This is a genomic window from Achromobacter pestifer (assembly GCF_013267355.1).
GTDB classification, from domain to species: domain Bacteria; phylum Pseudomonadota; class Gammaproteobacteria; order Burkholderiales; family Burkholderiaceae_B; genus Achromobacter; species Achromobacter pestifer_A.
Genome location: NZ_CP053985.1, coordinates 2,353,679 through 2,375,589, shown reverse-complemented (window position 1 = coordinate 2,375,589; position 21,911 = coordinate 2,353,679). Strand labels below are relative to the sequence as shown.

The following is a 21,911-nucleotide window of genomic DNA, read 5'->3' as shown; positions in this document are numbered from 1 at the left end:
AAAAAGTCCGGTATGCACGAAAGACTTTTGATATAAATGCAAGAATGAAGACGACGCTCGACGAAATGCAGGTCTTTATCGCCATCGTGGACAGCGGTTCCATCACCGCTGCCGCGGACGTGCTGGGACAGACCGTTTCCGCCGCCAGCCGGACCATGAGCCGGCTGGAAGAGAAGTTGCAGACCACGCTGATGCGCCGGACCACGCGGCGGCTGGAACTGACCGAAGAAGGCCGGGCCTATCTGGAGCAGGCGCGCAAGATCGTGGCCGCCGTGGAGGAAAGCGAGGAACTGATGAGCCTGCGCCGCGACCAGCCGGCCGGACTCTTGCGGGTGGATGCGGCGACGCCCTTCATGCTGCACGTGATCGCGCCGCTGGCGCCGGGCTATCGCACGCGCTATCCGCAGGTGGAACTTGAACTGAACAGCAACGAAGGCAACATCGATCTGCTGGAGCGTCGCACGGACCTGGCCATCCGCATCGGGCACCTGAAGGATTCCTCGCTGCACGCGGTGCGGTTGGGCCATAGCCGCATCCGCGTGCTGGCCAGCCCCGGCTATCTGGCCGCGCACGGCACGCCGAGGCGGGTGGCCGATCTGGCCTCGCACACCTTGCTGGGCTTCAGCCAGCTGGAGGCGCTGAACGAATGGCCCTTGCTGGAGGCCGATGGCCAGGCCCTGCACGTCAAGCCGCAGGTGCGCGCGTACAGCGGCGAAACGCTGCGGCAGCTGGCGCTGAACGACGGCGGCGTCGTTTGCCTGTCCGACTTCATGACGCGCGGCGACCGCGATAGCGGCGCCTTGCAGCAACTGCTGGTGAAGCAGACGCAGGACGTGCGGCAGCCGATCAACGCGGTGTACTACCGCAACACCGCGATTTCGTCGCGCATCAAGTCCTTCATCGACTACATGGCGCAGGCGCTGGGCCCGCGCGGCTTCGAATAGCGGCGCGGGCGCCGCCGGTTCAGGCGCGTTCGCCGCTGACCGATTCGTACACCAGCGTTGCCAGCGTCAGGTCTTCCAGCGCGCTGCCCACGGCCTTGAATACGGTGATTTCCTGGTCGTTGCGGCGGCCCGGCAATTGGCCGGCAGCCAGCTGGTGCAGGTCGCCGCGGATGTCCTCGCGCTTGAGCGCGCCGGCTTCGAAGGCGGCAAGCAGGTCGCCGGACTTGGTGGGGGCCTCGCTGGTATCGACGTAGACCGAGGTGCCGTCGAAGCAGGCCGCGTCCGTCTCGCGCATTTCGGGCTTGAAGCTGCCGATCAGGTCCAGGTGCACACCGGGGCGCAGCCAGGCGCCGTGGATCAGCGGCACGGTGGACAGGGTGGCGCAGCTGATGATGTCGGCCTGGCGCGCGGCGCTTTCCAGGTCGGCGGCGACTTCGGCGTCAAAGCCCTGCGCGCACAGCTCGCCGACCAGCTTTTCGGCGCCGGCCGGACGCACGTTCCAGACCAGCACGCGCTGGATCGCGCGCACGGTGCGCATCGCTTGCGCCACCAGGCCGGCAATGCGGCCGGATCCCACGATGAGCAGCGTGCTGGCGTCGGCGCGCGCCAGATAATCCGCGCCCAGCGCGGCCGCGCCCGCCGTGCGGTACACGGTGACGATGTCGCCATCCACCTGGGCGATCGGCACGCCGGTGGTGGCGCTGTACAGGTTGTAGGTGGCGTGCAGGCCGGGCAGGCCCAGATGGGTGTTCTCGGGGAAGATGTTGATGATCTTCACGCCGAAGTAGCCGCGGTCGCTCCAGGCCGGCATGATCAGCGAGGTGCCGTGCGCGTTGCCCGACTGGATGGCGTGGACGTGCCGCGGCGGCACGGTGGCGCTGCCGCGGAAGGCTTCTCGCAAGGCGGGAATGACGGCGTCGAAGGACAGGGCGTTGCGGGTCTGTTCGGTGTCGATGAAGCGCATGGGTTCTTGCCTGCTGCGGGGTCGGTCTATCTGAGGGCCAACAGGCAGTCTAGCAGCGCAGGCGGCGCTCGCGCCGCGCCGATGCGCGGGCGGGCGCGGTTTCTAGTCGATGGCGGCCGTGGGCAGCGGATCGCCCGCGCCGGTGCGTTCGACGATCAGCTTGTAGTGCTGGGGGTTGCGGTGCTTGGCGAAGTTGAACACATGGTCGCGGAAGGCCTGGCCCATGGCCAGGTCGATGCGGGCGGTGATCACTTCGTCTTCTTCGCCGCTGGAACGCGCCACGATCTCGCCGGACGGCGCGACGATCATGGAGTTGCCTATCATGTGGTGGCCGTCTTCATGGCCGCATTTGGCCGCCGCGCCGACCCAGACCGCGTTCTGGTAGGCGCTGGCCTGCAGCACAATCTCGTGCGTGGTGGTACGCAGGTGCGCGGGCTCGTTCCAGTGGATGTTCAAGGACGGCGTGTTGTAGCCCAGCACGATCAGCTCGGCGCTTTGCAGCGACATGACGCGATACGTCTCGGGCCAGCGGCGGTCGTTGCACAGGCACATGCCGATCTTTACGTCATGGGTTTCCCAGACGCCAAAGCCCAGGTCGCCAACTTCGAAGAATTTCTTTTCCAGGTGCTGGAACGGCGCGCCGATCTTGTGGTCCGAGTGGCCCGGCAGGTGGATCTTGCGGTACTTGCCGATGATTTTGGCGCTGCGGTCCACCAGGATCGCGGTGTTGAACTGGCGGCCTTCGGGCGTCAGTTCGGCATAGCCCAGGTAGAAGCCGATGCCCAGTTCGCGCGCGGTGTCGAACAGCGGCTGCACGTCGGCGTTGGGCATGCTTTTTTCGAAGTAGCGCTCCACGGCTTCGGCGTCTTCCATCCAGTAGCGCGGGAAGAAGGTGGTCAGCGCCAGCTCGGGGAACACGACGAACTCCGCCTTGCGGGCGGCGGCCTCGCGCATCATGTCGACCAGGCGGCGGACCACGGCCGCGCGCGTATCGGCAAGGTTGACTGCGCCCATCTGGGCGACCGCCAGGCCCATCTTGCGGGCGGGGTATGCATTACTCACGGTGTGGATCTCCAGGCTGAAGGCGCCAGCATGCATGCACGGGCGGAAATCCGGAACCGGGCGCCGCGCTTGCACCGCGCGCCGCGCGGAATCGCGCGCTTCACGCTAAGGCCATGATTCAGCGGGGAATTTCGCCGGTCGGGCAGAGGCCGCCGTGGCGCCATGCATAACGCTGCGTCATGGAGGCCGTGCAAAGTTTTATATCGGGTTTCCCCGTATGCCAGCCCTCAAAGCGCCTTGAAGGTCTTGAGATGGATGCTGGTTTCGGTGGCGGCAATGCCCTTAAGGGTGCGCAGGCGGTCCAGCACCTCGGACAGCTGGTCGATGGTGGGCACGCGCAGTTCGGCCAGCAGATCCCAGCGGCCGTTGGTGTCGTGCAGGCCCGCCACGCTGGGCTCGCCCATGAGCAGGCTCACGATCTTGCGGGTTTCGTGGCCTTCGACGGCGATGCTCATCCAGGCGACGATGTCCTCGGTTTCCACTTCCGGGCGCAGGCGCACGGTATAGCCGCGGATGATGCCCCGCTCTTCCAGCTTGCGGATGCGGTTGTCGATGGTGCCGCGCGAGACGTCCAGTTTCTTCGCTAGGGTGGCGACGGACATGCGGGCATCGGCGCGCAATAGGCCGAGCAGGTTCTGATCTAGCGTATCCATTGTTAAAAGTGCTAATTGTTGATGCCAGAATGGCAGAATCTTAGCGTTTTGTGTGGATTGTTGTCACTATTAATTGGTTTGCCCATCCCCCAGAATTTCTGTTCCATAACTCGGGGAGAACAAATTGACGATGCTGCTTTCAACTTCCGACGTGGCCCACATCGTGGCCTTGCAAGGCCCGCAACAGGTCTTTTCCGGTCTGCTGGACTATCTGCTGTCGGACTTTCTTCGATGGCAGGAGTTCGACAAGAGCGCGCGGGTGGCCAGCCACTCGGCAACCGGCGTGATCGAATTGATGCCCACCGCCGACAGCGAGTACTACTCCTTCAAGTACGTGAACGGCCACCCCGGCAATCCGCAGGCCGGCCTGTCCACCGTGATGGCGTTCGGCGCGCTGGCGCAGGTCGACACGGGCGAGCCGCTGCTGATCAGCGAACTGACCTTGACCACCGCATTGCGCACGGCCGTGACATCCGCCCTGGCGGCGCGCGCGCTGGCCCGGCCGGATTCGCGCAAGATGGCGCTGATCGGCAACGGCGCGCAAAGCGAGTTCCAGGCGCTGGCCTTCCATCACATCCTGGGCATCGACACCCTGCACGTCTACGACGTGGACGCAGGCGCCACACGCAAGCTTGAAAGCAATCTGGCTTCAGTGCCCGGCTTGCGCGTGGTGCGCTTCGATAGTGCGGCGGACGCGGTCAAGGGCACGGACATCGTCACCACGGTGACGGCGGACAAGGCCTACGCCACCATCCTGACCGCGGACATGGTCGAGCCGGGCATGCACATCAATGGGGTCGGCGGCGACTGCCCCGGCAAGACGGAGCTGCACGCGGACGTGCTGCGCGCGGGGCCGGTGTTCGTGGAATACGAGCCGCAGACGCGCATCGAGGGCGATCTGCAGCAGATGCCGGCCGACTTCGCGGTGACGGAACTGTGGCGGGTGCTGACGGGCCAGTCCGCCGGCCGCAAGAGCGCAGCCGAAGTGACCATTTTCGATTCGGTGGGCTTTGCGCTGGAGGACTTCTCGGCGCTGCGCTGGCTGCGCGACGCCGCCATCCGCCATGGCGTGGGCGCCCGCATCGAGGTCGCGCCGCAACTGCCGGATCCGAAGAACCTGTTCGAGGTGGTGCGCGCGGCTGCGCTTGTTCCGGTTCGGGCCTAGCGCTTACGCGCGGCGGCATCCGCGCAGGCCATGCAGGAAATGCGCTAGCGCCGGCGTGGCGGAACGCGCCGGCGCTGATGCGGCCCCAGACGTGCTCACGCGCGGCTGGGGGTTTCAGCCGGCGGCGTGCCGTCATGGAATAGCGACTTCAGCTGCGAGCGCAGCTCGGGCGTGTCGGCATGCTTGTGCACCGTGGTGGCGTGCTGCACGGCCGCTTCCAGCAATTCACCTTCGGAATCCGCGGCCAGCGCCACCGTGCAGTTCATTGCGCTGGGGTATTCGCGGCAATCGATGTATTTGCGAGTCATGAACCTCTCCCTGCGCGCAGGCTGCCTGGGCCTGCGCAAGAGCATCCGGCGCGCGGCGCGGGACGCCCGGGCCGTTGGCGCGTCACAGCGGCGGGGGCGGTCCGAAAAGTATAGATCTGGCGCCGCGGCAGCGGCGCAATTCGCAAGCGGCGGTTCGCGCTAGTGCGCAGGCACTGGTGCGGGTGCAGCGCGCCTCAGAAGGTGACGCGCTGCTTCAAGGCCTTGGCGATCATCGAGATGTCGATGTCCTTGCCCGGATTCTTCAGGCAGAAGTCGTACAGCACGGCCACGTAGGCATTGCCCAGCAGCTTGGTGATGGCGCCGGCGGTGGTGGCGGCGATGGTGCCGCCCACCGCGCTGCCCGCGCCTGGAATGAACTTAAGCAGCCCGGAGACCACTGAGCGCCCGATCAGCGTGGCCGCGGACGCGCCCAGCGTGGAGGTGACCAGCGTGGTGATGGCGGCCGTATTCAGTTCCATGCCGAAGGTGATGCCGATCTTGGCGATCATGCCGACCTGGATGGGCACCAGCGCAACGGCGTCCGAGAACGGAATGGGGGCGGCGGCGGCCGAGGCGGCCAGGCCTGCGGCCACGTTGACTTCTATCTCAGCCCGCTTTTTTTTTACTTCCAGGGCTTTCTTGTTGCGGGTGGACAGGGCATTGGCATAGGCGCGCTGCTGCGCCTCGGGGATGTGCAGGGCGGTGGCTTCGATCAGGTTGTCCAGGCCCATGGGCGGCAGCTCCGCGTCCAGTTCCTCGATCCATTCCGGCAGCGCGCGCACCGCCACCACCTGCTTGGCGCGCGGCAACAGCTTGCGCGCCTCGTCGACGAAGGGGCTGTTCTTGCGCGCCTTGGTCAGCACCGCCACGACGGGGATACCGGCATCGGACAGCATATTGCACAGCTCGATTTCCGCGTCTTCCACGCGATGGCTGCTGTCCTGGATGCAGAGCCAGGCCACATGCAGATGCCTGTCCTGGTCGTCGGAGGCCGAACGTTCCTGGATCAGGTCCGCCAGCTGCTGGCGCGAGCGCTCGTAGTCGCCGACTTCCAGCCCGCGCGTGTCGATGATGGTGAGCGGATGGCCGGCCCGGGTGAATTCCTGGGTGGACTGGGTGACGGGCTTGCCTGCGCCGGTCTTGGCCAGGTCGCCGCGGAACACGGCGTTGATCAGCGTGCTCTTGCCCACGCCGGTCTTGCCCGCGACCAGGATGTTCACGCGCCCCGCGCCGCGCGTCGCGGTGCTGATGGCGTCCGCGATGGCGTCCTGCAATTGGGGCGTGTCCATGCGGGGCGTGCTCATGAGGTGTGTGCGAAGAAGGGCATGGGGACGATTCTAGCGAGAAACGCGCGCCGTCATCAGGCGCTGCCCGGCACGCCGTAAAGATGGGCCGATTCGGGGAAAGTCCGCGCGCGGACTTCGCCGGCATAGGTCTGCGCGGCCTGCTGGATGCGGCCGGCCAGGTCGTCGTAGCGCTTCACGAAGCGCGCGGTGCGGTCGAACATGCCCAGCATGTCGTCCACCACCAGCACCTGGCCGTCGCAGCGGCCGGACGCGCCTATGCCTATGGTGGGGCAGGCGACGGCCTCGGTGATCGACGCCGCCAGCGGCTCGACCACGCCTTCGATCACCAGCGAGAACGCGCCGGCGTCCGCCACGGCGGCGGCATCGGCGGCGATGCGGGCGTACTCGGCTTCGCCGCGGCCGCGCGCGCCGTAGCCGCCCAGGATGTTCACGGCCTGCGGCGTCAGGCCCACATGGCCCATGACCGGGATGCCGCGCGCCGATAGATAGGCGACGGTGGCGGCCATGCTTTGGCCGCCTTCCAGCTTGACCGCGCCCGCGCCGGTTTCCTTCATGATGCGCGCCGCGGAACGGAAGGCCTGTTCGGGGCTTTCCTCATAACTGCCGAAAGGCATGTCGACGACGACCAGCGCCCGGCGCGAGCCGCGCACCACGGCGGCGCCGTGCGCAATCATCAGGTCCAGCGTGACGGGCACGGTGGAAGGCAGTCCGTAGATCGTCTGCGCCAGACTGTCGCCCACCAGCAGGGCGTCGCAATGCGGATCCAGCAGCTCGGCCATGCGTGCCGTGTAGGCCGTCAGCATCACCAGGGGCTCCTGGCGCTTGCGGGCCCGGAAACCGGGCACGCTCAGGCGGGGCTGGCTGGCGGCCGCGGCGGCTGCGTTCAGGGTGGCGGTCGTGGACATCGAATTCCTTCCTATCGAGAGTTGCAGTGCTTGATTCGGGATATTGCGATACCCGCATCGTAGCGGAAGGGCACAGGTCAGGCCCGGCGCTTAGCGCACGGCGCGATCTTGGGGGCTAATCTTTGCGGCAAAACGTAATCGAAGTTTGGCGGTCGCGCGCCGGCGTGCTCTGTGGAAACGGTGTGCAAGCAATTTGGGGACGCTTTATGGCGCTGCCTAAAACGTTACATCTGCAAGGGTTCTATCGCTTCTTTGACGGGTGCGCCTGCGTAGAATTCGGCGCTTACAAGGTTATTTCGCGGCTTCCGCGCAACACTGCTCATGCCTAGTCCCGGGCTTATTCCACGCTTGCTGCGTTCGCGTCCGCTGACCAAGGGCTTGCGCTACTTCTACCGCCACACCCGGTCCGCCGAATATCGCCATAACGAAACGCTTTGGCCTTTCGTGACGGTGCAACGCGATTCGCAAGAGCGGCTGACCGGCTGCGAGCTGCGCGGCGTGCAGGGGCCTCCCGTTACGCCGCTGGAGCAACTGCCGCGCGGCATCGGCGCGGACGCGCACCTGATACTCAGCGGCCCTTCCGTCGCCCAGATCGACTATGCGCGTTGCCGGCTGGACGTGGCGATGGGCGTCAACGGTTCGATCGCGTTGCGGCGCCAACATCCGTCCCTGCGTTTCGACTACTACGCGATGCTGGATGCGGGTTTCGTCAACCGCAGGCGCGAACTGGTGGCGGAAGTGCTGGCGCAGGACTTGACGCTGTTCGTCACGCCCGAGGTCTATCGCTGGATCGGCTTCCTGTTCGACCGCAATGCCGTGCGCTGCCGCATCGCGCTGTTCGAAGAGGTGCACCAACGCGCGTTGCAGCCGCGTGCACGGCCGGAGGAGCTGGAAGCGCGGCTGGCCGCCGATCCCGGGCTGGTGCTGTTCGACGCGCGCAATCCGGTGCATGCGCACGGCTTCAGCCTGGACCCGCCGCGCGGCCTGTTCGGCGGCGGCACCGTTGCCTACACGGGCCTGCAGCTGCTGGCGTGGCTGGGCGCGAAAACCATTTACCTGCACGGCCTGGACCTCACGGCCGCGGCGGGCCCCCGATTCTATGAAAGCGCGGCAACGCAGCTGTCCACCGCGCTGGACCGGCAATTCTCTGGACACATCGAACCCGCGTTCCGGCAAGCCAGCCGGCTGCTCGGCGAACGCGGCATCAAGGTCTACAACCTGTCGCCCGCCAGCCGGCTGGGGGACGATGTGTTCGAGAAGCGCGACTGGAGCTGCCTGCTGCCTGCGCAGCCGTTTTCGAGTATGACCCCATGAAGATTCTGTATACCAATTTCCACCAAGGCGATGGCGGCGGCCACACCACCTACGTGATGTCGCTGGCGCGCATCCTGTGCGAGAAGTCTGAGGTGACAGTGGCCGCGCCCGCCAGCAGCCGCCTGTTGGCCGAGGCCGCCGCCCTGCCTGGCGTGCGCACGCTGGCCCTGGAGTTCAAAGGCCGGCCGCTGCAGCAGCTGCGCGCGCTGCGGCGCCTGCGGGCTCTGCTGCGCGACGAACGCTTCGACGTGGTCCACGCCAACGGCTCGGCCGATCACCGCCTGTGCATGCTGGCGACCGTGGGCATGGGCGCGCGGCGTCCCTTCATGGTTTACACCCAGCACACCGACCGCAGCGCCAACAGCCTGGGCGCGCGGGTGCGCGCAAAATGGGGCACCAACCGCGTCATCTGTGTGTGTACTCACACATTTCGCCGCATGAAGCAGTCGGTCTTCCGCAATGAAGACCTGCGGGTGGTGCACAACGGCGTGGACACGGAAAAATGCAGCCCGGCCTCGCGCCGCGAGGCGGCGCAGGCGCGCGACAGCCTGTTGCCCGAGGGCATGCAGGGCCGGCTGGTCATCGGCAGCAATGCCGGCACGGCGGTCTACAAGAACTGGCTGGACATGGTGACTGCCGTGTCCATGCTGCCCGAGAGCAAGCGGCGGCAGGTGGTGGTGCTGATCGCGGGCAAGCTGCCGGACGCGGAGCAGATGCGCCGCGTCAGCGAACTGGGCATGTCGGAGCAGGTGGTGTTCACCGGCCTGTTGGACGACGTCGGCCCCTTCCTGTCGGCGCTGGACGTGGGCTTTGTGCTGTCGTCGAAGCTGGAGACGATTTCCTTCGCCTGCCGCGAGATGATGGCGGCCGGCAATCCCGTGATCGTCAGCGCGGTGGGCGGGCTGCCCGAGAACGTCACCGACGGCCGCGACGGCTGGGTGGTGCCGCCGGCCTCGGTGGACAGCATTGTCGAGGCGCTGTCGAAGATCCTGGAAAACCGCGAAGCCTTGGGCGTGATGGGGGCCGAGGCCCGCAGCACGGCGCTACGGGAATTTTCGCTGACGACATTCGTCGGCAAGACCGAGCGCGTCTATCACGAAAGCCGGGTGCAGCCGGCCTGACGGCCGCACCCGGCGTCTGCCGCTACTCGCTGTACGTCTTGGTGCTGTACAGGCTCACGGGCAGCAGGTTCAGCACTGGCAGGCCGCTGACGGGGTCCTTGGCCTGCTTGTCGATGTAGGCCTGGAGCACATCGGCGTCGAGCACGCCGATGTCCTGCCGGCGCGAGGCAGGCACATTCGCCAGGGTCTTGTAGCCATCACCGCCGGTGGCGTTGAAGCTCAGCACGAACAGCTTGTAGCTGCGGCCTGCGTCCAGCGGCAGCCAGTTGCCGCTGGCCTGATCCCGCACTTCGATGTTGGACACGCGGCTGCCCTGGGCCTGGGCCGCATTCACGTCCCAGCGCAGGCCGCCGGCGTACGGATACGGGCCGGTGGAGCCGCCCGTGCCATACACCGCCTGCATGCCGTCTTCCAGCATGCTCTTGACCTCGGTGCCGGTCACGTCCAGGCGCCAGAGCATATTGCCGAAAGGCACCACCTCGATCACGTTGGCGGCTGTCGCGTTGCCCAGGAGCGGCACGCGCACGCCGCCGCCGCTTTGCAGCGAGATGTCGGCGCCGCCGTAGCTGGCGTTGGCCACGTCCAGGTAGGCCTGGGCCACCAACTGCTGGATGTCGCCGCCGCGCAGGCTGACGCTGCCGAGGGTGTTGCAGGCGGCGCTGGAGCGGCTGTAGTCGCGCGAGCCCGGGCCGCCCGGCACACGGCGGGAGCACAGTTCCTGTGGCACCGAGGCGACCAGGCTGCGGCTGAACTGATCGACCCGGGCCTTGAACGGCTGCAGCACGGCCGCAGCCTGCGCGTCCGGCGTCTGCATGCGCAGGAAGCCGCTGGCCTGCACGTCGGCCTGGATCGCGGCCGCGTCCGCGGCCGAAGGCGCGGCGCCGGCCACTTTCAGCGGGCCGTCCATCAGCACGTGCGGCGTGCCGGCGCAGGCGGTGACGTCGCCGTTGGCGTCGAAGCTCACCTTCAGTTCGCCGACCACCTGCGAGTATTCCCAGGCCTGCACCAGGCAGACGCGCTTGCCGTCCTTGTCCTGCAGCACGGTGGGATAGGCGCCCGCGGGCGAGCCCACGCCGTAGTCCGCCATGGCGGCGGGGCCCAGCAGCGTGTGGGAATCGCCGCCGACCACCACGTCCACGCCGCTCAGCTGCGCGATCACCTGCTTGTCATAGCTGTAGCCGATGTGGCTCATCACCACGATCTTGTTCACGCCCTGCGCGCGCAGCGCATCGATCTGCCGCTGCGCCGCCGCGGTCTCGTCCGAGAACACGGTGCCGACGTCCGGGCTGGACGACTGCTGGGTCTTGGCGGCGATGGTCAGGCCGACCAGGCCGATATCCTGGCCGTCGCGTTTGAGGACCACGGCGGGCTTGACCATGCCAGGCGCGCGCGTGGGGTTCAGCGCCGAACCGGCGGCGAACGTGACGTTGGCGCTCAGCACGGGCGTCTGGCAGGCGCCTGCGTGCAGCAGTTCGATGAAGCGCTTCAAGCCGCTGTCGCCCTTGTCGAACTCATGGTTGCCCAGAGTCATGGCGTCGAAGCAGACGGTGTTCATCATGGCCGCGTCGGCCTCGCCTGGCTCGCCCGCGCGGTTGAAGTACAGCGTGCCGGTGGTGGCGTCGCCTGCATGCAGCTTGAGGACGTTGGCGGATTGCGCTGCCAGCGCGTTGATTGCGCCGGTCACTCGCGGGAACCCACCAGTGTCGGCGTTCACGGCGACGCGCGCGCCGGCGGCGTTCTTGAGTTTCAGATCTTTCTTCTTGCTGTCCAGATTGGAATGATGATCGTTGATGTGCAGGATCGTCAGTTCCATCGGCCGGCCGGGCGCTGGCTGCTCGGGCTGTTCGACGGGCTTGTCGTCATCATCGTCGCCGCCGCCGCAGCCGGCCAACAGCGCCAGTGCGCTCAGCATGGCCGCGCCCGCGTTCCTCTTCCACGTGTTCATTCGCGTGTACCCCTCTGTCATCGGAGGGCGAATGGTCGCGGGTCAAGATGACGCCGAAATGAATGACAGTGCTGTCATATGGCTTGCGGCGTGTCGCAAGCCTGTCATGGAAAAGCAACGGGCCCGGCGCATGCCGCGCCGGGCCCGTCGTTGCCGCAAGGCTTGGGCTTAGTAGTGGATGACGGTGCGGATCGACTTGCCTTCATGCATCAGGTCGAAGGCTTCGTTGATGCGTTCCAGCGGCAGCGTGTGCGTCACGAACGGGTCCAGGTCGATCTTGCCGCTCATGGCGTCTTCCACCATGCCCGGCAGCTGGGTGCGGCCCTTGACGCCGCCGAAGGCCGAACCGCGCCAGACGCGGCCAGTGACCAGCTGGAACGGACGGGTGCTGATTTCCTGGCCGGCGCCGGCCACGCCGATGATGATGCTTTCGCCCCAGCCCTTGTGGCAGCATTCCAGCGCCGCGCGCATCACATGCACGTTGCCGATGCATTCGAACGAGAAGTCCACGCCGCCGTCGGTCATTTCGACGATGACGTCCTGGATCGGCTTGTCGTGGTCCTTGGGGTTGACGCAGTCGGTGGCGCCCATGGCGCTGGCCAGCACGAACTTGTTGGGGTTGGTGTCCACGGCGATGATGCGGCCGGCCTTGGCCTGCACCGCGCCCTGGATCACGGCCAGGCCGATGCCGCCCAGGCCGAACACGGCGACCGTGTCGCCTTCCTTGACCTTGGCAGTGTTGTGCACGGCGCCCAGGCCGGTGGTGACGCCGCAACCCAGCAGGCAGACCTTTTCGTGCGGGGCCGCCGGGTTGATCTTGGCCAGCGAGATCTCGTTGACCACGGTGTATTCGCTGAAGGTCGAGCAGCCCATGTAGTGGTAGAGCGGCTTGCCTTCGTAGCTGAAGCGCGAGGTGCCGTCGGGCATGACGCCCTTGCCTTGGGTGGCGCGCACCTTCTGGCACAGGTTGGTCTTGCCGGACAGGCAGAACTTGCACTCGCGGCATTCGGCCGTGTAGAGCGGAATGACGTGGTCGCCCGGCTTGAGCGAGGTCACGCCTTCGCCGACTTCGACCACCACGCCCGCGCCCTCGTGGCCCAGCACGGCGGGGAACAGGCCTTCGGGGTCGTCGCCGCTCAGGGTGAAGGCGTCGGTGTGGCAGACGCCGGTATGGGTGATCTTCACCAGCACCTCGCCGCGCTGCGGCGGCGCGACGTCGATTTCAACGATTTCCAGCGGCTTGCCGGGTCCGAATGCGACTGCTGCGCGTGATTTCATAGTTAGGGCTCCACGTATGTCAGATAGCGTTATTTCAAATAGGAACGGACCAGGCGCATCAAGAGATCGATCTCCGCTTCGGGTTCGATCGTGGCGTCCTGGCGGCCGCCCTGGGCGGATTGGAGGAAGGTTTCGCGCAGATGGCTTTCCAGCACCTCGGCCATGAGGCCGGTGGCGGCGCCGCGCAAGGCGGCCAGCTGCTGCAGCAGCGCGCCGCATTCCGTGCCTTCGTTCACGGCCCGCTCCAGCGCCAGCGCCTGGCCCTGGATGCGGCGCAAGCGGGTGACGACGCGCTTTTTCTCTTCCGGGGAGTGCGGCACGGCAGGCTCCGATAAATACAGGGGGGGAGTATAGAAAATCTGGCTTCCCACGTCCACTACGGTACTCCCGCGCTGGGGGCGATGCCTAGGCGCGGCGCTGGCGGCAAGCCGCGGCCGCGCCGGTCGCGCCGGCGCGAAAGCCTTCTATACCTGTCTATACTAGGCGCTGACCGCCATCCCTCGCCTGGCGCCGCACTACAGGATCTTCCGTGGCCTCCCATCCTCCCAAATTGCCCATCCAGGCCAATGCGCCGCCCGCGCCGCTCTATGCGCAGGTCAAGCAGATGATCGCGCAGCAGATCCGCAGCGGCGCATGGCCGGAACATTACCGGGTGCCGTCGGAAAGCGAACTGGTCGATGAGCTCGGCTTCAGCCGCATGACCATCAACCGCGCCCTGCGTGAATTGACGGCCGAGGGGCTGCTGGTGCGCATGCAGGGCGTGGGCACCTTCGTGGCCCAGCCCAAGGCGCGTTCGGCGCTGTTCGCCGTCAACAACATCGCCGACGAGATCGCGGCGCGCAACCATCGCCACCATAGCCGCGTGGTGCGCCTGGCCGAAGAGCCGGCGGGCGCCGAACAGGCGCTGGCGCTGGATATCCGCGCCGGGCAGCCGGTGTATCACTCGATCATCGTGCACTACGAAGACGACCTGCCGATCCAACTGGAGGACCGCTACGTCAATGTGCGCCTGGCGCCGGACTACCTGAAGCAGGACTTCACGCACAGCACGCCGTACGAATACCTGACGCGCGTCGCGCCGCTGAGCGAAGGCGAGCACGTGGTCGAGGCCATTCTCGCCAAGCCGCGCGAATGCCAGTTGCTGCAGATCGAGCGCGACGAACCCTGTCTGCTGATCAGCCGCCGTACCTGGTCGGGCGACCGCGCCGTCACCCTGGCCCGTTTGATTCACCCTGGTTCCCGGCATCGCCTGGAAGGCAAGTTCACCTCATGAAGCAACCCGAAGTCCATCTGTACCGCGCCGCTGACTATCCGCGCATGCCCTGGCGCAACGGCGGCGGCACCACGCAGGAAGTCGCCTGCAATCCCGGCGGCAGCAGCGCCGCGTTCGACTGGCGCCTGTCCATCGCCGATGTGGCCGAGGACGGCGGCTTTTCCGCGTTCACCGGCTACCAGCGCATCATCACCGTGTTGGAAGGCCAGGGCATCCAATTGACGGTGGACGGCAGCGAGCAGGCGCCGCTGGCGCCGCGCCAGGCCTATGCCTTCCCGGGCGATGCCCAGGTGCAATGCCGCCTGCTGGACGGACCGATACGTGACTTCAACCTGATCTACGCGCCGGCGCGCTGCCATGCCCGGCTGCAATGGGTGGCGGGCGCGGGGCCATGGACTTTTCACAGCGCCGCGCGCCACGTACTGGTGCTGAACGCCGGCCGCTCGCTGTCGGTTGGCATCAATGGCGCGCCGCACGCGCTGCCCTCGCGCTATGACTGCCTGCACGTCGAGACGAGGGACGGCCTGGTTGAGTACCGCCTGGAAAGCGAGGCTGCGTTGGATGCCTGCGTGATCGAACTGCTGCCGCGGGTCGTCTGATTTCCCAGAGGCCGCCTTGCGCGGCCTTTTTTTCGGCCCGTGAAAATTCAGGACGCTTGCCGTTCCGGCTTCTTGCATACGGGAAATCCCTAGCCCTGTATTGGTCTTATAAGCTTGTATATACAAGCATAGGCATCCTATGATTCAGGCAACCGAAGCGCCCGCGTCAGGCGCGCCGCCGAACCGATCAAGGAGAGCCTCTTGGAAAATTCAACCCGATACCGCGATGTCGTCATCCGCGCGCCGCGCGGCAAGCAACTGAACGCCAAGAGCTGGCTGACCGAAGCCCCCTTGCGCATGCTGATGAACAACCTGGATCCCGACGTGGCCGAGAACCCCAAGGAACTGGTGGTTTACGGCGGCATCGGCCGCGCCGCCCGCGACTGGGACTGTTACGACAAGATCGTCGAATCGCTCAAGAACCTGAACGAGGACGAAACCCTGCTGGTGCAGTCGGGCAAGCCGGTGGGCGTCTTCAAGACCCACGCCAACGCGCCGCGCGTGCTGATCGCCAACTCCAATCTGGTGCCCCACTGGGCCACCTGGGAACATTTCAACGAACTGGACGCCAAGGGTCTGGCCATGTATGGCCAGATGACGGCCGGCAGCTGGATTTACATCGGCAGCCAGGGCATCGTGCAAGGCACATACGAAACTTTTGTCGAGGCGGGCCGCCAGCACTACGGCGGCAACCTCAAGGGCCGTTGGGTGCTGACCGCCGGCCTGGGCGGCATGGGTGGCGCGCAGCCGCTGGCGGCCACGCTGGCCGGCGCTTGCTCGCTGAACATCGAATGCCAGCAGACCAGCATCGACTTCCGCCTGCGTACCCGCTATGTGGACGAGCAGGCCCGCGACCTGGACGACGCGCTGGCGCGCATCGCCAAGTACACGCAGGAAGGCCGCGCCGTCTCCGTCGCCTTGTGCGGCAATGCCGCCGAGATCCTGCCCGAACTGGTGCGCCGCGGCGTGCGCCCCGACATGGTGACCGACCAGACCAGCGCGCATGATCCCCTGAACGGCTATCTGCCGCTGGGCTGGACCTGGCAGGACTACCGCGCGCGCGCCAAGCGCGAGCCGGCCGCCGTCATCAAAGCCGCCAAGCAATCCATGGCCGTGCATGTGCAGGCCATGCTGGCGTTCCAGCGCCAGGGCATCCCCACCTTCGACTACGGCAACAACATCCGCCAGATGGCCAAGGAAGAAGGCGTGGCGGACGCATTCGACTTCCCGGGCTTCGTGCCCGCCTACATCCGGCCGCTGTTCTGCCGCGGCGTGGGCCCGTTCCGTTGGGCCGCGCTGTCGGGCGATCCGCAAGACATCTACAAGACCGACGCCAAGGTCAAGGAACTGATTCCCGATGACGCGCACCTGCACCGTTGGCTGGACATGGCGCGCGAGCGCATCAGCTTCCAGGGCCTGCCGGCGCGCATCTGCTGGGTGGGCCTGGGCCAGCGCGCCAAGCTGGGCTTGGCGTTCAATGAAATGGTCCGCACCGGTGAACTGTCGGCGCCCATCGTCATCGGCCGCGACCACCTGGATTCCGGCTCCGTCGCCAGCCCCAATCGCGAAACCGAATCCATGCGCGACGGTTCGGATGCGGTTTCCGACTGGCCGCTGCTGAATGCCCTGCTCAACACGGCCAGCGGCGCCACCTGGGTGTCGCTGCACCATGGCGGCGGCGTGGGCATGGGCTTCTCGCAGCATGCCGGCATGGTCATCGTCTGCGACGGCACGGACGAGGCCGCCGAGCGCATCGCCCGCGTGCTGACCAACGATCCGGGCACGGGTGTTATGCGTCATGCCGACGCCGGCTATGAGGCCGCCATTGAATGCGCGCAGGAGCAGGGCCTGAATCTGCCCATGCTTGCGGCCAAGCGCTGATACCGCGCCACCCATACCCGCGGGCCTAGACCGCGCCCGTCCACACGCCATGACCGAGACTACGCAATGACTCAGGACATCCAGGCAGCAAGAGGGCCGCTCATCGAGCGGCGCTCGATCGATTTCATTCCCGAAGAGGAGCGCCACGGCAAGCTCTACAGCCAGTTCACGCTGTGGATGGGCGCCAATCTGCAGATCACCGCCATCATCACCGGCGCACTGGCTGTGGTGTTGGGCGGCGACGTCTTCTGGTCGCTGATCGGGTTGTTCGTCGGGCAGGTATTCGGCGGTGCGGTCATGGCGCTGCATGCGGCTCAGGGTCCGAAACTGGGATTGCCGCAGATGATCTCCAGCCGGGTACAGTTCGGCGTCTATGGCGCGGCGATACCCATCGTGCTGGTGTGCCTGATGTATCTGGGATTTACCGCCACGGGCACGGTATTGTCGGGACAGGCCCTGGGCCAGCTGTTCGGCGTGAGCGACACGGCCGGCATCCTGATCTTCGCTGCGGTGATCGTCGGGGTGACGCTGTTTGGCTACCGCATGATCCACATCATCGGACGGATTGCGACGGTGCTGGGCATCATCGCCTTCTTCTATCTGTTCAGCCGGGTGATCGCGCTGGGCGACGTCGGCCAGCTGCTGCAGATCCGCCATTTCTCGTGGAGTTCCTTCCTGCTGGCGGTGTCGCTGGCCGCATCGTGGCAGATCGCCTACGGCCCTTACGTGGCGGACTACTCGCGCTACCTGCCGAGCCGGACCTCGTCATTCAAGACCTTTCTGGCGGTGGGGCTGGGTTCCGTGCTGGGCGCGCAGATCGCGATGGTGCTGGGCGTATTGGCCGCGGCGATGGCGGCCGGACAGTTCGCTGGACGCGAGGTTGCCTACATCGTCGGGCTGGGCGGCACGGGGGCCACGGCCGCTCTGCTGTATTTCACCATCGCGTTCGGCAAGGTCACGATCTCGACGTTGAACTCCTACGGCAGTTTCATGTGCATCGCGACCATCGCCAGCGGCTTTCGCGGGCACGTGGAGATCTCCCGCCGGCAGCGTGCGCTGCTGGTACTGGTGATCGTCGCGGCGGCCACGGCGGTGGCGCTGATCGGGCAGCATTCCTTCCTGAACGCGTTCAAGTCCTTCATCCTCTTCCTGCTGGCGTTCTTCGTGCCGTGGAGCGCGGTCAATCTGGTGGATTACTACTTCGTGAGCCGCGGGCAATACGACGTGCAGGCGTTGTCGGATCCGAACGGACGCTATGGCCGCTGGAACTGGCCGGGGATTCTGATCTACCTGTTCGGCGTGCTGTTGCAGATGCCCTTCATCTCGACCAAGCTCTACACTGGTCCGATGGTCGAGCGCCTGGGTGGCGTGGATATCTCGTGGATCATCGGCCTGGTCGTGCCCAGCATCCTGTATTACTTTTTCGCGCGCCGGGATGCCGCACCGCGACATCGCGGCGCCGCCCGCGCGACCCATACGCCATGACGCTGGAACGCGCCTAGGAGAACAACAATGGAATTGCATCTGACACCCGGCCGCATGACCCTGGCCGACCTGCGTCGCGTCTACCAACAGCCGGCGCGCGTGACGCTGGACCCGGTTGCCGCCGGGCCTATCGAGGCCAGCGTGGCCTGCGTCGAGCGCATCATCGCTGAAGGCCGCACGGCCTACGGCATCAACACCGGCTTCGGCCTGCTGGCCACCACCCGCATCGCGCGCGAGGATCTGGAAGCGCTACAGAGCTCGTTGGTGCTTTCGCATGCGGCCGGAGTAGGCGAGGCGCTGGATGACGCGATGGTGCGGCTGATCATGGTGCTGAAGATCAATAGCCTGGCGCGAGGCTATTCGGGCATTCGCCGCAAGGTGATCGACGCGCTGATCGCGCTGGTGAACGCCGAGGTCTATCCTCACATACCGCTGAAGGGATCGGTGGGCGCGTCGGGCGACCTCGCGCCGCTGGCGCACATGTCACTGCTGTTGCTGGGCGAGAGCAAGGCGCGTCATCGCGGCGCCTGGCTGCCCGCGCGCGAAGCGCTGGCCCAGGCAGGGCTGGAACCTTTGACGCTGGCGGCCAAGGAAGGTCTGGCGCTACTGAATGGCACGCAGGTCTCGACCGCCTACGCGCTGCGCGGCCTGTTCGAGGCCGAGGACCTGCTGGCGGCCGCGCTGGTCTGCGGCAGCCTCAGCGTGGAGGCGATGCTGGCTTCGCGCGCACCGTTCGATGCCCGCATCCACGCCGCGCGCGGCCAGCCTGGCCAGATCGACGTGGCGGCCGTGTTCCGCGATCTGCTGACCGAGGACAGCGAGGTCGGGCATTCGCATGCCAACTGCGACAAGGTCCAGGATCCGTATTCACTGCGTTGCCAGCCGCAAGTCATGGGCGCCTGCCTGACGCAGATACGCCATGCGGCGCAGGTGCTGGAGATTGAATCCAACGCGGTATCGGACAATCCTCTGGTGTTCGCTGACCAGGGCGATGTGGTTTCGGGCGGCAACTTCCATGCCGAGCCGGTGGCCCTGGTGGCCGACAACCTGGCGCTGGCGCTCGCCGAGATCGGCGCGCTGTCCGAGCGGCGCATCTCGCTGATGATGGACAAGCACATGTCGCGGCTGCCGCCGTTCCTGGTGAGCAACGGCGGCGTGAATTCGGGTTTCATGATCGCCCAGGTGACCGCGGCGGCGCTGGCCAGCGACAACAAGGCGCTGGCGCACCCGGCCAGCGTGGACAGCCTGCCTACGTCCGCCAACCAGGAGGACCACGTGTCCATGGCGCCGAATGCGGGCAAGCGGCTCTGGCCCATGGCCGAGAACGTGCGCGACATCCTCGCGATCGAGTGGCTGGGCGCCTGCCAAGGCCTGGATTTCCGCCAGGGCCTGAAGACCGCGCCCAAGCTGGAGCGCGCCCGCAGCCTGCTGCGCGAGAAAGTGGCGCACTACGAGCGGGACCGCTTCTTCGCGCCCGACATCGAAGCCGCCAGCCAGCTCATCGCCGGCCAAGGTTTGACGGCGCTGGTGCCGGCAGGCCTGCTGCCCAGCCTTTGACATCGGCGCGCAACAGGAGCGTACGCATGAGACAGGTCTGGCGAAATTGCCATGCCGCCACCATGGCACAGGGCAAGTACTCCGTGATAGAACGGGCCGCCATCGTGACGCGCGAGAACCGCATCGAGTGGATCGGCCCCGAAGCGCAATTGCCGCCCGCCGAAACGACCCGCGAACACGATCTGGGCGGCGCCTGGGTCACGCCCGGGCTGATCGATTGCCACACCCACCTGGTATTCGGCGGCAACCGCAGCCAGGAGTTCGAGCAGCGCCTGCAAGGCGTGGACTACGCCACCATTGCCGCACAGGGCGGCGGCATCGCCAGCACCGTGCGCGCCACCCGCGCCGCGAGCGAGGACGAACTCTACGCCAGCGCGCGCAAGCGCGCCCTGCATCTGATGCGCGACGGCGTGACCACGCTGGAAGTGAAGTCCGGCTACGGGCTGGATCTGCCCAACGAGCGCAAGATGCTGCGCGTGGCGCGGCGCCTGGGCCAGACCCTGCCGCTGACCATCAGCGCGACCTGTCTGGCCGCGCACGCGCTGCCGCCCGAATATGCGGGGCGCGCAGACGATTACATCGATGAAGTCGCGCGCCGCATGTTGCCGGTGCTGGCGGCCGAGGGCCTGATCGATGCGGTGGACGCGTTCTGCGAGCATCTGGCCTTCACGCCGGAACAGGTCGAACGGGTGTTCCAGGCCGCGGGTGAACTGGGGCTGCCCGTGAAGCTGCATGCGGAGCAATTGTCCTCGTTGCACGGCGCGACGCTGGCCGCCCGTTATGGGGCCTGGTCGGCGGACCACCTGGAATACCTGACCGAAAGCGATGTGCTGGCGATGGCGCAGGCCGGCACGGTGGCGGTGCTGCTGCCCGGCGCGTTCTACGCGCTGCGCGAGACCAAGCTGCCTCCCATCGACCTGTTGCGCCGCCATGGCGTGCCCATCGCCATCTCCAGCGACCTGAATCCCGGCACCTCGCCCGTGCTGTCGTTGCGGCTGATGCTGAGCATGGCCTGCACGCTGTTCCGGCTTACCCCCGAAGAGGCGTTGGCCGGGGCCACCGCGCATGCGGCGAAGGCGCTGGGCCTGCAGGCCACGCATGGCACGCTGCAAGCGGGCAAGTACGCGGACTTCGTCGCCTGGGAGGTGCAGCATCCGGCCGAGCTGGCCTATTGGATAGGCGGCGACCTGCCCAAGCGGGTGGTGCGCCACGGCGCGCCGGTAGACGCCGCGACGCTGGCCTGAGACAGGCAGATCCGGACAGGATCGCGCCCGCAACGGACGGCTCGTGCCGTTGCGCGCCCGTAACCGCCACAGGCCGTCTACCATGCCTGCATGACGCGCCCATTCCGGGGCGCACGATGCGCGAACAGATGGGGTGTGGGCATGCGGATATGCATGATGGAAGGGCCGGTCGATCTCGAACCCAAAGGCGCAACCTGGGAAGGCATGGCCGAACGCATCGGCGAGCTGGCCCCGGATCTGCTCGTGACCAATGAAATGCCATTCGGTCCCTGGCTGGCGGCGGACCCGCGGTACGACGCCGCCCGCGCGGCGGCGTCGGTGCGTATCCACGAGGCTGGCCTGGACGCGCTGGCGGAGCTGGGGGTGCCGGCCATCGTCTCGTCGCGGCCAGTGCATGCGGGCGGACGGCTGGCCAACGAGGCGTTCGCCCTGCAGGACGGCCGCTACACGCGATTGCATCACAAGCAGTACTTCCCGGAGGAACCGGGCTATTTCGAAGCGACCTGGTTCCATTCCACCTTCGACGGCTTCGAGGTGTTCGAGGTGGGCGGCATACGCCTGGGGGTGCAACTGTGCACCGAGCTGATGTTCAACGAGCGCGCGCGCGCCTATGGACGCGCGGGGGCGGAGTTGATCGTGGCGCCGCGAGCCAGCAGCGCGTCGACGCGCCGCTGGCTGACGGCGGGCGCCATGGCCGCGCTGGTGTCGGGCTGCTATGTGGTCAGCTCGAACCGCGCGGGGCGCACGGCGGCGGGGCAGGTGTTCGGGGGCACGGCGTTCGCATTCCAACCCGATGGCGAACCCCTGGCGCAATCCAACGATACGGAATCCATCGTGGCGATCGAGGTGGATCCTGCCCGTTCGCGCGCGCAGCAGTCGCTATACCCGTGCTACGTCCGGGAATAG

20 protein-coding genes are annotated in these 21,911 nt (G+C 66.7%); 11 read left to right on the top strand and 9 right to left on the bottom strand.

The genetic code is table 11. The features are described 5' to 3' along the window. Window positions 1–44: 44 nt before the first annotated feature. Window positions 45–944, top strand: a complete 900-nt coding sequence (locus FOC84_RS11515) for a LysR family transcriptional regulator (RefSeq protein WP_173144531.1) — start codon at window positions 45–47, stop codon at window positions 942–944. 19 nt (window positions 945–963) lie between these two features. On the opposite strand, the gene FOC84_RS11510 is transcribed toward FOC84_RS11515, so the two are convergent. The 3 genes from FOC84_RS11510 to FOC84_RS11500 form a co-directional block, all read right to left on the bottom strand. Continuing rightward, a complete protein-coding gene (locus FOC84_RS11510; RefSeq protein ID WP_173144530.1) occupies window positions 964–1,908 on the bottom strand; it encodes an ornithine cyclodeaminase family protein in 945 nt (314 codons plus the stop codon). A 102-nt stretch (window positions 1,909–2,010) separates the two neighbouring features. Beyond that, window positions 2,011–2,943 carry an N-carbamoyl-D-amino-acid hydrolase gene (locus FOC84_RS11505; RefSeq protein WP_173150085.1) on the bottom strand — a complete coding sequence of 311 codons (933 nt, stop codon included), beginning with the start codon at window positions 2,941–2,943 and terminating at the stop codon, window positions 2,011–2,013. A 254-nt stretch (window positions 2,944–3,197) separates the two neighbouring features. Then, entirely contained in the window at window positions 3,198–3,623 is a 426-nt protein-coding gene (locus FOC84_RS11500) for an Lrp/AsnC family transcriptional regulator (protein WP_013391031.1), read from the bottom strand. 124 nt (window positions 3,624–3,747) lie between these two features. Here FOC84_RS11500 and FOC84_RS11495 point away from each other — a divergent pair, with 124 nt between their 5' ends. Next, window positions 3,748–4,788 (top strand): ornithine cyclodeaminase, encoded by a 1,041-nt coding sequence (locus FOC84_RS11495; RefSeq protein ID WP_173144529.1) that lies wholly within the window; start codon window positions 3,748–3,750, stop codon window positions 4,786–4,788. A 95-nt stretch (window positions 4,789–4,883) separates the two neighbouring features. Here the strand turns inward: FOC84_RS11495 and FOC84_RS11490 are convergent, their stop codons facing one another. The 3 genes from FOC84_RS11490 to panB form a co-directional block, all read right to left on the bottom strand. Then, window positions 4,884–5,096: a DUF1059 domain-containing protein gene (locus FOC84_RS11490; RefSeq protein WP_088155269.1), complete on the bottom strand. Its 213-nt coding sequence runs from the start codon at window positions 5,094–5,096 to the stop codon at window positions 4,884–4,886. A gap of 194 nt (window positions 5,097–5,290) precedes the next feature. Then, window positions 5,291–6,400: a YcjF family protein gene (locus FOC84_RS11485; RefSeq protein WP_173144528.1), complete on the bottom strand. Its 1,110-nt coding sequence runs from the start codon at window positions 6,398–6,400 to the stop codon at window positions 5,291–5,293. A 56-nt stretch (window positions 6,401–6,456) separates the two neighbouring features. Then, a complete protein-coding gene (gene panB / locus FOC84_RS11480; RefSeq protein ID WP_173144527.1) occupies window positions 6,457–7,308 on the bottom strand; it encodes a 3-methyl-2-oxobutanoate hydroxymethyltransferase in 852 nt (283 codons plus the stop codon). Between the two features lie 321 nt (window positions 7,309–7,629). Between panB and FOC84_RS11475 the strand changes: the two genes are divergently transcribed. Beyond that, entirely contained in the window at window positions 7,630–8,622 is a 993-nt protein-coding gene (locus FOC84_RS11475; RefSeq protein ID WP_173144526.1) for a hypothetical protein, read from the top strand. Then, a complete protein-coding gene (locus FOC84_RS11470; RefSeq protein WP_173144525.1) occupies window positions 8,619–9,743 on the top strand; it encodes a glycosyltransferase in 1,125 nt (374 codons plus the stop codon). The genes FOC84_RS11475 and FOC84_RS11470 overlap by 4 nt, the downstream gene beginning before the upstream one ends. Window positions 9,744–9,765: 22 nt before the next feature. On the opposite strand, the gene FOC84_RS11465 is transcribed toward FOC84_RS11470, so the two are convergent. The 3 genes from FOC84_RS11465 to FOC84_RS11455 all read right to left on the bottom strand — a co-directional run bounded on the left by FOC84_RS11465 (window position 9,766) and on the right by FOC84_RS11455 (window position 13,286). Then, the gene (locus FOC84_RS11465; RefSeq protein ID WP_173144524.1) at window positions 9,766–11,688 is read right to left on the bottom strand and encodes a bifunctional metallophosphatase/5'-nucleotidase; all 1,923 of its coding nucleotides are present in this window, start codon (window positions 11,686–11,688) and stop codon (window positions 9,766–9,768) included. 168 nt (window positions 11,689–11,856) lie between these two features. Next, a complete protein-coding gene (locus tag FOC84_RS11460) occupies window positions 11,857–12,966 on the bottom strand; it encodes an S-(hydroxymethyl)glutathione dehydrogenase/class III alcohol dehydrogenase (protein ID WP_059377025.1) in 1,110 nt (369 codons plus the stop codon). 29 nt (window positions 12,967–12,995) lie between these two features. Beyond that, complete coding sequence (locus FOC84_RS11455; RefSeq protein ID WP_041652083.1) at window positions 12,996–13,286, bottom strand: metal-sensing transcriptional repressor; 291 nt, start codon at window positions 13,284–13,286, stop codon at window positions 12,996–12,998. Window positions 13,287–13,495: 209 nt separating this feature from the next. On the opposite strand from FOC84_RS11455, the gene hutC reads away from it, so the two are divergent. From hutC to FOC84_RS11420, 7 genes are all read left to right on the top strand, one after another. Then, window positions 13,496–14,239, top strand: a complete 744-nt coding sequence (gene hutC, locus FOC84_RS11450) for a histidine utilization repressor (RefSeq protein ID WP_173144523.1) — start codon at window positions 13,496–13,498, stop codon at window positions 14,237–14,239. Beyond that, entirely contained in the window at window positions 14,236–14,838 is a 603-nt protein-coding gene (locus FOC84_RS11445) for a HutD/Ves family protein (protein WP_173144522.1), read from the top strand. The genes hutC and FOC84_RS11445 overlap by 4 nt, the downstream gene beginning before the upstream one ends. 201 nt (window positions 14,839–15,039) lie before the next feature. Continuing rightward, complete coding sequence (gene hutU, locus FOC84_RS11440; protein ID WP_173144521.1) at window positions 15,040–16,719, top strand: urocanate hydratase; 1,680 nt, start codon at window positions 15,040–15,042, stop codon at window positions 16,717–16,719. 66 nt (window positions 16,720–16,785) lie between these two features. After that, window positions 16,786–18,204 carry a purine-cytosine permease family protein gene (locus FOC84_RS11435; protein WP_173144520.1) on the top strand — a complete coding sequence of 473 codons (1,419 nt, stop codon included), beginning with the start codon at window positions 16,786–16,788 and terminating at the stop codon, window positions 18,202–18,204. Between the two features lie 27 nt (window positions 18,205–18,231). Next, on the top strand, window positions 18,232–19,761 hold the full coding sequence (gene hutH, locus FOC84_RS11430) for a histidine ammonia-lyase (protein WP_173144519.1): 1,530 nt from the start codon (window positions 18,232–18,234) through the stop codon (window positions 19,759–19,761). A 26-nt stretch (window positions 19,762–19,787) separates the two neighbouring features. After that, the gene (gene hutI / locus FOC84_RS11425; RefSeq protein WP_173144518.1) at window positions 19,788–21,005 is read left to right on the top strand and encodes an imidazolonepropionase; all 1,218 of its coding nucleotides are present in this window, start codon (window positions 19,788–19,790) and stop codon (window positions 21,003–21,005) included. A 153-nt stretch (window positions 21,006–21,158) separates the two neighbouring features. Further along, a complete protein-coding gene (locus FOC84_RS11420) occupies window positions 21,159–21,911 on the top strand; it encodes a carbon-nitrogen hydrolase family protein (RefSeq protein WP_254241957.1) in 753 nt (250 codons plus the stop codon).

Bases quoted from the DNA above. Each gene is read 5' to 3' on its own strand.
- FOC84_RS11515 (WP_173144531.1), top strand. From the start codon at position 45: ATGAAGACGACGCTCGACGAAATGCAGGTCTTTATCGCCATCGTGGAC.
- FOC84_RS11510 (WP_173144530.1), bottom strand. From the start codon at position 1,908: ATGCGCTTCATCGACACCGAACAGACCCGCAACGCCCTGTCCTTCGAC.
- FOC84_RS11505 (WP_173150085.1), bottom strand. From the start codon at position 2,943: ATGGGCCTGGCGGTCGCCCAGATGGGCGCAGTCAACCTTGCCGATACG.
- FOC84_RS11500 (WP_013391031.1), bottom strand. From the start codon at position 3,623: ATGGATACGCTAGATCAGAACCTGCTCGGCCTATTGCGCGCCGATGCC.
- FOC84_RS11490 (WP_088155269.1), bottom strand. From the start codon at position 5,096: ATGACTCGCAAATACATCGATTGCCGCGAATACCCCAGCGCAATGAAC.
- FOC84_RS11485 (WP_173144528.1), bottom strand. From the start codon at position 6,400: ATGAGCACGCCCCGCATGGACACGCCCCAATTGCAGGACGCCATCGCG.
- panB (WP_173144527.1), bottom strand. From the start codon at position 7,308: ATGTCCACGACCGCCACCCTGAACGCAGCCGCCGCGGCCGCCAGCCAG.
- FOC84_RS11475 (WP_173144526.1), top strand. From the start codon at position 7,630: ATGCCTAGTCCCGGGCTTATTCCACGCTTGCTGCGTTCGCGTCCGCTG.
- FOC84_RS11470 (WP_173144525.1), top strand. From the start codon at position 8,619: ATGAAGATTCTGTATACCAATTTCCACCAAGGCGATGGCGGCGGCCAC.
- FOC84_RS11465 (WP_173144524.1), bottom strand. From the start codon at position 11,688: ATGAACACGTGGAAGAGGAACGCGGGCGCGGCCATGCTGAGCGCACTG.
- FOC84_RS11460 (WP_059377025.1), bottom strand. From the start codon at position 12,966: ATGAAATCACGCGCAGCAGTCGCATTCGGACCCGGCAAGCCGCTGGAA.
- FOC84_RS11445 (WP_173144522.1), top strand. From the start codon at position 14,236: ATGAAGCAACCCGAAGTCCATCTGTACCGCGCCGCTGACTATCCGCGC.
- FOC84_RS11435 (WP_173144520.1), top strand. From the start codon at position 16,786: ATGACTCAGGACATCCAGGCAGCAAGAGGGCCGCTCATCGAGCGGCGC.
- hutH (WP_173144519.1), top strand. From the start codon at position 18,232: ATGGAATTGCATCTGACACCCGGCCGCATGACCCTGGCCGACCTGCGT.
- hutI (WP_173144518.1), top strand. From the start codon at position 19,788: ATGAGACAGGTCTGGCGAAATTGCCATGCCGCCACCATGGCACAGGGC.
- FOC84_RS11420 (WP_254241957.1), top strand. From the start codon at position 21,159: ATGATGGAAGGGCCGGTCGATCTCGAACCCAAAGGCGCAACCTGGGAA.